5 protein-coding genes and 1 pseudogene are annotated in these 5,590 nt (G+C 73.2%); 1 reads left to right on the plus strand and 5 read right to left on the minus strand.

The window, feature by feature from the left end:
* A pseudogene (locus VI238_RS10000) lies at window positions 1-256 on the minus strand (hypothetical protein); the annotation flags it as partial.
* A gap of 154 nt (window positions 257-410) precedes the next feature.
* On the opposite strand from VI238_RS10000, the gene VI238_RS10005 reads away from it, so the two are divergent.
* Window positions 411-1,892 carry a hypothetical protein gene (locus VI238_RS10005; RefSeq protein ID WP_331650915.1) on the plus strand — a complete coding sequence of 494 codons (1,482 nt, stop codon included), beginning with the start codon at window positions 411-413 and terminating at the stop codon, window positions 1,890-1,892.
* A 4-nt stretch (window positions 1,893-1,896) separates the two neighbouring features.
* On the opposite strand, the gene galE is transcribed toward VI238_RS10005, so the two are convergent.
* The 4 genes from galE to VI238_RS10025 all read right to left on the minus strand — a co-directional run.
* Window positions 1,897-2,889 (minus strand): UDP-glucose 4-epimerase GalE, encoded by a 993-nt coding sequence (gene galE / locus VI238_RS10010; RefSeq protein ID WP_331650917.1) that lies wholly within the window; start codon window positions 2,887-2,889, stop codon window positions 1,897-1,899.
* Window positions 2,886-4,571: a glucosamine inositolphosphorylceramide transferase family protein gene (locus VI238_RS10015; protein ID WP_331650918.1), complete on the minus strand. Its 1,686-nt coding sequence runs from the start codon at window positions 4,569-4,571 to the stop codon at window positions 2,886-2,888. Before VI238_RS10015 ends, galE begins: the two co-directional genes overlap by 4 nt.
* Window positions 4,568-5,350 carry a hypothetical protein gene (locus VI238_RS10020; protein ID WP_331650920.1) on the minus strand — a complete coding sequence of 261 codons (783 nt, stop codon included), beginning with the start codon at window positions 5,348-5,350 and terminating at the stop codon, window positions 4,568-4,570. The genes VI238_RS10015 and VI238_RS10020 overlap by 4 nt, the downstream gene beginning before the upstream one ends.
* A partial coding sequence (locus tag VI238_RS10025) for a hypothetical protein (RefSeq protein WP_331650922.1) occupies window positions 5,347-5,590 on the minus strand: 244 nt, incomplete at its 5' end. The genes VI238_RS10025 and VI238_RS10020, both read right to left, overlap by 4 nt.

The raw sequence follows: 5,590 nt of genomic DNA on the forward strand, positions 1-5,590 counted from the left end.
GCTCGTCGCGCGGGCGCGCGACGAGGCCGCCCGACAGCACGACGATCGCCTGCGGCGGCGGCGCGCCGCACGCCTCGGGCGACGGCGCGCGCGACTCCTGTACGCGCACGAGCACATTCGCGCCGAGTGGCGTCGTGAGGACGACGAGTACCGCTGCGGCGACGAGGCACGGGATGCGCAGGCCGCGCCAGCCGATGCGACGCGCGATCCACCAGGCGATCCCCACGAGCAGCAACAGGCGCAGCGGCGACAGCATGGGACTCCTCCGGCACGGCGTGCGAGTGTCGCATGCCGTGCGCACGCGGTCCCCCGGCGCGCGCCGTGCCGCGAACGCGACGGGCATGACCGCGTGTTCTACAATGCGCGCGCGGGTCGCCACTGCGGCCAAGCCCAGGCACGGAGCCACGACCATGGTCGACGTCAGCGCCGAGCGTCCTGCCCTCGTTGCGTGCCTGCGCCATGCGCTCGCGTTCGTCGCGCTCGTCGGCGCATCGACCGCGGGCGCGCAGGCGGTCGGGCACTCGCAGCATGAACGGCCGCCGGGCATGCCGGGCGAGCCGTCGACCACGGCCTTGCAGGGCGTCGCTGCCGCTTGCGACGCCGCCGTCTATGCCGGCCACCCGCTCGCGTTGGGCGCGTTGCTGCCGCAGGGCAACGACACGCCGCAGGCCCCGCCGCCGAAGCCGCCGAAGGGCACCGTGTTCCGCGATCGCGCCGGCACGTGCGTCGTGCGCGCGACCGCGCACGACGTCGAGCCCCCGACGACCTTCGCGCGCAACGACTATTCGCGCCGGCAGCCGTTCAACGCGGACTCGACCTTCGTGCTCGTCTATGCGAGCGGAGGCTACTGGCACCTCTACGACGCGCGCACGCTGCGCTACCTCAAGCGCCTCGACGGTCCCGCCGGAGACGCCGAACCGCAGTGGCACGCGACCGACCCGAACACGCTCTACTACCTGCCGACCAACGGCGGGCTCAAGCTGTACGCGCTCGACGTACGCGACAACACCACCCGCGTCGCGGCGGATTTCAGCGGCCGCCTGCCGTGGGCCGACGCGGACCACGTGTGGACCAAGGACGAGGGTTCGCCGTCGGCGGACGGGCGCTACTGGGGTTTCCAGGCCGAGGCGGGCAATGCATTCGCGATCCGCGGATTCGTCGTCTACGACCTCGCGACCGACCGCATCGTCGGCACGCGTGCGACGACGGTGCGCCCCGACCACGTGAGCATGAGCCCGTCCGGACGCTGGTTCACGAGCTCCGGCGACGAGGAGGGCACCTGGGCCTGGTCGCCCGATTTCCGCATGAAGAAGAAGCTGCATCACAAGTCGGAGCACTCCGACCTCGCGATCGGCGCGAACGGGCACGACGTCTACGTGTCGGTCGACTTCCAGAGCCCGCGCGGCGACGTCTTCTTCGTCGACGTCGACGCCTGTCCGTCCGTGCCGGCAGCGACGCCTGCGGCGGGCGTGGCCGAATGCCCGCGCACGGTGCTGTTCCAGACCTACCTCGACGGCGCCCACGCGTCGCTGCACTTCTCGGGCAAGGCGTTCGCGAACCCGGGTTGGGTCGTGGTGTCGAGCTACGACACCCAGCGCACGCGCAGCGGGGCGTGGCCGTGGTACACCGACAAGGTCTTCGCGGTCGAACTCGCGCCGCACCCGCGCATGGCCACGCTCGGTTACCACGAAGTGTCCCACTACGCCAGCTACTGGACCGAGCCGCACGCATCGCCGAACCGCGCGCTCGACCGCGTCATGTTCAATTCGAACTGGGGCACGTCGAGCGCCGACGATGTCGACGACTACATGATCGTGCTGCGCGATCGCGCCCTGCCGCTCGCGGCGCGCGGCGCGGCAGCGCCGTCGACGGTCGCCGGGCGCGCGCGCTGACGCTTCATCCGCCGCGCGCGGCGAGCGTGCGTTCCCACGCGAGCGCGGTGCGCGCGATGAGGTCGAGGTCGTCGTGGCGCGGCGTCCAGCCGAGCACGTCGCGCACGCGTCGCGCATCGGCGACGAGCGCCGGGATGTCGCCGTCGCGGCGCGCGCGTTCGACCACCCGCAACGGCGCCCCGCTCGCGCGCTCGACCGCGGCAATCACCTCGCGCACCGAGTAGCCGTGGCCGTAACCGCAGTTGAGCGTGGTCGACGCGCCACCGCGATCGAGGTAGTCGAGCGCGCGCAGATGCGCGTCGGCGAGATCCTCGACGTGGATGAAGTCGCGGATACCGGTGCCGTCGGGCGTCGCGTAGTCGGTGCCGAAGATCGCGAGCGCTTCGCGGCGGCCGGTCGCGACTTCGCAGGCGACCTTGAACAGCAAGGTCGAACCGCGCGTCGAGAGGCCGATGCGGCCCTGCAGATCGCAGCCGGCGACGTTGAAATAGCGCAGGATCACGTGGCGCAGGCCGGCGCTCGCGTCGAGGTCGCGCAGCATCCATTCGCTCATGAGCTTGGAGCGCCCGTACGGGCTGATCGGCTGCGTCGGCGTGTCCTCGCCCGCGCGGCCGTCGGCGGTCGGGCCGTACACGGCCGCGGTCGACGAGAAGACGAAGCGACGCACGCCGTGGCGGACGCATGCCTCGAGCAGCGTGCGCGTCGCGCAGGTGTTGTTCGCGTAGTAGCGCAGCGGGTCGGCGACCGACTCCGGCACGATCGTGCGCGCGGCGAAGTGCAGCACCGCGCCGACACGGTGTTCGCGCAGCAGCGCATCGACGAGCGCCGCATCGCCGGTGCTGCCCACGACGAGGGGCGCGTCGAGCACGGCTTCGCGAAAGCCGGTGCTGAGGTCGTCGAGCACGACCACGGGCGTGCCTGCTTCGCGCAGTTGGCGCACGACGTGGCTGCCGATGTAGCCGGCGCCGCCGGTGACGAGGACGGTGTTCGCGCTCACGATGGCTCCTGGGCTCGGGCGGCCCGCGCGCGCCGGCGCGGCACGAGGCGTTTGCCGTCGACGATCTCGATGCCGTCGCCGCGGGTGTAGGTGTGGCAGCCGCGCAGCCCCGGCAGCCAGTCCGGGTCGATGCGGCCGAGCGGCCGCTCCTCGTAGCGCGACGGATCCAGTGCGAGGACTTCGTTGAACACGACCGCGTAACCGTAGTCGACGCTGCAATCCTGCGCGGGGCGGATCAGCCGGCCGTCGTGGACGAACAGCTTGCCGGCCGGCCGCGCGCGCCGCACGTCGCTGAGCAGCGGATTGGCCGGATGCGCGCGCCACGGGCCGAGCGGCGTATCGGCGACGAACAGGAACAGGTCGGTCCACACGCGCCGGTCGACGTCGAGCGGGCTTTCGTTGATGCAGGCGAACAGGTACCAGTGCGTGCCGTCGTGATGCAGCGTGCCGTCGACCGCGTTGCGACCACGCAGCAGTTCGGCGGCGAACGCCCAGCGCACGGGAAAGTCGATCGCGCGATGCAGCGCGAAGGTGCGCGCGGCCGACGATTCGACCGTGAGCCAGAACTCGCCGCGCCAGTCGTACACGAGCGGGTACGAAAGATGCCACGGCTCGTCGAACACGGTTCGCACCTCCACCGGCGCGAGCGCGTCGTCGAGCTCGGCCACCGCGATGCGGCCGCGTCGCGTCGCGTACGGGTATTCCTCGACGAACAGCCAGTCGCGGCCGTCGTGGCGCACGAGCGAGGGGTCCGCCCAGAAGCGACCCGGTGGCGTGGCGAGCACGTGCAGGTCGTGCGTGCGCGGTCGGGCCGGATCGAGCGGTTCCCCGGCGCGTCGCGCGGCGAGCAGCCAGTCCTCGGTTCGCCCGAGTCGCGGCACGTGCCGGCGCAGGGCGCGCGCGACGAGCCGCACGCCGAGCGCAGCGACGCCGGGCGCACGCGGAGGTGCGAACACGGGCGCCGGATCACCGGCCGGCACCTCTCCGGCCGCGAGGCGGCGCAGCAGGCGCACGAGCGTCGCGGGCACCCGCAGCAGCTGGTAGGCGCGGTTGCGCGCGAACGACAACTGCGCGGTCGCGCTCCAGTCGGCGCCGAACCATCGCCAGTCGCGCCCGTCGTGGACGACGATGCCGCCCTGGCTGACCGCTTCGGCGCGTTGCAGCGGCAGCAGGTGGCGCAGGCCGTGCCGACGTGCGTCGGTCGCGTCGCGCTCGAAGAACCAGCTGCCGCGCCGGCCGAGCGCAGCGAGTCCGGCCGACGGCGGCGGAACGCCGAAACCGAGCAAGAGGTCGGGATCGAGTGCGCCGACGCGAGCGGCGCCGCGCTCGTCGAGCACGAGTCGACCGCGCTCTTCGCACGCGCCGACGTCGTCGAGCGGCACCCCGGGCAGGCGCTCGCGCAGCGCGACCGGCGCGGTCGCCTTGCGTGCGCCGCCGGCGAGCGCGGCGTCGACGCGCACGAACGCATCGATCGCGCGCCAGCGCCGCGGCGGTGCCGGCAGCGGCGCACGCAGCACCGCGACGAGCTCGCAGGCGTCGTCCGCGGCGAGCGCGGCGAGCGCCTCGGCGATCCACGCCGGCACGACGGCGCGGTCGACGAGGGCCACCACGCGCAAGGCGCGGGAGCCGGGCGGCAGCGGTGCGTACAGCGGCGTCGGCGCGGCGTCGGCGCGTGGCGTCATGCGAAGACCCGACCCCAGCCGCGGATCGCCTGCAGCAGGCGCGCGCGGTCCTGCGCGCGCATGAACATGTGGTCGCAGTCGGGCCAGTGCTCGAAGTGCACGCATCGTGCGGACGCGAATGCGCCGAACGTCGCGCCGAACTGGGCGCGGTGCGTGAAGTACGAAGCGGCGCCGCCCGTGTAGAGCGCGAACACGTTTACCCCGCGCGCGACCATGCGATCGAACTCGACGCGCGCGTCCGCAGGCCGCGGCCAATCGCGCAGGTTGCCGTCGTCGATGTCGGGCGCGCGCTTGCGCCGCAGCAGCCGGCCGAGCACGGTCGCCATCGCCGACGCGCCGCGGCCGAGCAGGATCCGCAACTGGCCGATGCGGAACCACGCACCGCGGCTTGCGTAGGGATCGAGCAGCAGCAGGCCGCAGACGCGTTCGTCGGCGAGCGCGACCTTCCAGGCCTGGTCGGCCGCGCTGCACAGGCCACCGATGACGAAGCGGTCCGCCCCGGCCAGCTCGCGCAGGCGGTCGAAGCCGTGGCGGATGACGGCGATGTCGTCGCCGCGCTTGGGCGGCGCATCACCGACGCCGGGCAGGTCGACGCGCAGCACCGGGACGCCCTCTGCGGCGAGCGAGCGCGCGAGCTCGACGTGCATGCGGAACGGCCCGGAGCGCGGGATGAATCCGGCGTTGAGCAGCACCCACAACGGCTGCGCCGTCGGCCGCTGCGGGCGCGTGAGCACGCCGGTCAGGCCGTTGCCGAGATCGATCGGCGATTCCTCGATCATGTCGCTTCCCCACCCGGCGCGGTGGCCGCGAGCGCATCGATGCAGGCGGCGACGGGCGGCGTGATGAACGTCGCACGCAGGTCGATTTTCTCGTGCCAGCCGGTCGCCGCATGCGGCAACACGAGTTGCCCGCGCGTGCCGGGCAGCGACGCCGCGCGCGCGTCGTCGACGACGCGCAGGTCGCGTGCGCCGCCGTCGGCGGCGGCATCCGCGAGCAGGGTGTCGAGGCGCTGCGCGGCG

The sequence above is a fragment of the Dokdonella sp. genome, assembly GCF_036518555.1.
In the GTDB taxonomy this organism is placed as follows: domain Bacteria; phylum Pseudomonadota; class Gammaproteobacteria; order Xanthomonadales; family Rhodanobacteraceae; genus Dokdonella_A.